Annotated in this window: 3 protein-coding genes; 1 reads left to right on the top strand and 2 read right to left on the bottom strand. The window is 66.3% G+C overall.

The annotated features are described in order from the left end of the window. The coding region (locus VFM98_RS11300) for an alpha-ketoglutarate-dependent dioxygenase AlkB (protein ID WP_325110019.1) at positions 1–370 on the top strand (370 nt) is incomplete at its 5' end. On the opposite strand, the gene VFM98_RS11305 is transcribed toward VFM98_RS11300, so the two are convergent. Beyond that, positions 345–1,286 carry a hypothetical protein gene (locus VFM98_RS11305; RefSeq protein ID WP_325110020.1) on the bottom strand — a complete coding sequence of 314 codons (942 nt, stop codon included), beginning with the start codon at positions 1,284–1,286 and terminating at the stop codon, positions 345–347. The two genes, VFM98_RS11300 and VFM98_RS11305, sit on opposite strands and share 26 nt — an antisense overlap. A gap of 193 nt (positions 1,287–1,479) precedes the next feature. Continuing rightward, on the bottom strand, positions 1,480–2,628 hold the full coding sequence (locus tag VFM98_RS11310; RefSeq protein ID WP_325110021.1) for a hypothetical protein: 1,149 nt from the start codon (positions 2,626–2,628) through the stop codon (positions 1,480–1,482). Positions 2,629–2,727: the final 99 nt, after the last annotated feature.

Consider the following 2,727-nt stretch of genomic DNA (forward strand, 5'->3'; position numbering starts at 1 on the left):
CGCGCTCGCCGGCTTCCCCGAGTTCGCGCCGGACGCCTGCCTCGTGAACCGCTACTCGCCGGGCAGCCGGCTCACGGCGCATCGCGATGCCGACGAGCAGGACTTCACGCAGCCCATCGTCTCGGTGTCGCTGGGCTTGCCGGCGAGCTTCGCGTTCTACGGGCTGAAGCGCGGCGGCCGGGGCCGCACGGTGCCGCTCGCCGATGGCGACGTGCTCGTCTGGGGCGGCCCGTCACGTCTGGTGTATCACGCGGTGCGGCCGATCAAGCCCGGCTTGCACCCGGTGACCGGCGGGTGCCGCTACAACCTGACGTTCCGCCACGCGGGGCAAGGCGGGCGGCGGGTCACTTCCGGGCGTGCAACGTCTTGAACAGTCGATCATCCCTGAAGCCGCCGTTTTTGCGGGCGTAGGCGTACTCCCAGACCAGCGGCGTCGAATAGAGCACCGTGCCGACGCCCGTGGCCGGATTCAGCGTGAGCACCACGCTGGCCTTGCAGCTGGTGTGCATTTCCCGGTCGGGCGCGGGGCACCAGCGCCAGGTTCTGAACTTGCGATCCGGCACCTCGCTCGCATCCCCCTGCTCCGTTTCGATGATCACGCGGCCGCGTTTCAGGAATCCGTCCGGCTTCCCGTAGCGCTTCATCAACAGGGACAGCATGCGGTCGTACCTGGTCTCGTGGTCGGCGGGAAGTTTGCGCAGCTGCTCGGCCGTCTCGCTCTGGAACAACATCCGGACGCCGCAGAACTTGTTGATCGAGTCGAACTCCGCGGGCACGACCTTCTTGGTGTCGTCCCAGTTGGCGCAGAACTGGTACACGACGGGGTGCAGCAGGATGCCGCGCTCGCCCTCGCCGTAGCGAAATCCCTGGCCTTCGATGCTGTACTCCGAGAGCACGTAGAAGCCGCCACCGTCGTAGGACTTCGACATCGTCATGATCATGGTGTACATGTCGCAGCCCTGCGCGGACTCGGTGAACACCGGTTTGCAGATGAACTCCGAGTGCCGTTCCACGGGCCGAGTGAAGGCCGCACCCACGCCGAGCGGGTTCGCCGGCAGACGGGTGAAGGTCGAGCGGAGCTCACCCCAGTGGTGACCGCCGAATCCCTCCGGGGGCACGTACTTGACGCGCTTCTTCCTGGGTGCCGGGCGGGACTGCGCGGCCGGAGCCTGATCGACGGTGGGCGACGATGGCGCTCCGGATGTCACCTGGCCTTGCGCCACCATCGCGACGGCCAGGGCCGCGAGTCCGGCAGGCAGGGTCCGATTCGCTGCGCAATGAATCATGGGACGTCACGCTTCGTTGATCGCGACATTGCCGATGGTCCTGACCGGCCCGGCCTTGGTCTGCCGGACTCTTTTGGCAGGTATTGCACGGCTTCCGCGGGCAGTGATGTCTCTTCCATGGCTGCGGGCGCCGTTTGACCAAGGGCCAAGGGTGTCGTTGCCAGGGCAATCGACATCCCGCGGATCCCCGCCCTCACGGCAGGGATCCCTGCGTACTGGTTGCCCGAGATTTCGAACCGGCGGGAGTTTCGACCGGCGTGGCCTGTGGCGCGCCGGCTGCTTGCGCTTTCGCCCGCGCCGCCCTCTTCGCTTCGGCCTCCTGGCGCTCGGCTTCCCTGCGTTGCTCCAGGGCGGAGCGGTGTTTGAAGGAGAGCGCGTGCATCAGGGTGTAGAGCGCATCCGGCGCTGAATCGTCGCTGCTTTCGCGCGCGAATGCGTACTGCCACAGCGCCGGCGTCGCGAACAGCACGATGCCACGACCGAGGTCCGGGTCGATCGACAGCACGATGCTCGCTTCGCAGCGGGTCATGAGTCCATCGCGGGGAGCCGGGCACCAGCGCCAGGTGCTGAACTTGCGGTCAGCACTCGGCGTGAACACGGCCGGTCCTTCGACGGACTCCACCGTCACCTTGCCGCGCCAGCTGAAGTTCGCCGGCTTGCCATAGCGGGAAATGAGCTCCGACAGCACCAGGTCGTACTGCGTGACGTGATCCTCCGGGAGCTTGCGCAGTTCGGCCTGGCTTTCGGTCTCGAACAGCAGGCGCATGCCGCAGAACTCGTTCAACTCTTCGAACTTCTCGGGGATCAAGCGCCGCATGCCGTGCCAGTTGGCGCAGAACTCGTAGACCACCGGATGGAGCAACACGCCGCTTTCCGACAGGCGAAAGCCCTGCGACTCGATCATGTACTCGGAGAGCACGTGAAAACCGTCGCCCTCGTACCACCGGGTACGCTGCGAGTTGATGAAGTCCTGGACCGTGCAGCGCTGCACGCCTCGACCCGTACATATCAATTCATCACCCACGCGCCGCCCATGAGTCCATGCGGCGCGCACGGTGGCCGGCTCCTCCGGCAACCGGGTGAAGGCCGAACGCAGATCGCCCCATGAGTGGCCCGCGAACCCGTCTGGTGGTGTATAGCGACGCGGCGCCGGCGGAAACGCCGGCACGTTCGCCGGCGCGAGATACGGGAACGTGCGCCCGGCAGACGACTCTTCGGATGGCGGTGCGGTCGGAGAAGCGCCCTGAACGGAGACATCGCTGGTGCCGCCGACCTGCGCGACCGCGATCGCCTGGATGCTCAGGACCAGCAGCAGCACCCAGGTTGCGGAACTGACGCGCACGGCGCGGAGCATAGCGTTGAAATATCATGCACGCCGCATCCAGGTCCGGAGAATGCCGTGCATTTCCTGCTCTTCTATACATATGTGCCCGATGTCCTC

The organism is Ramlibacter sp., assembly GCF_035706265.1.
GTDB lineage: Bacteria > Pseudomonadota > Gammaproteobacteria > Burkholderiales > Burkholderiaceae_C > Ramlibacter.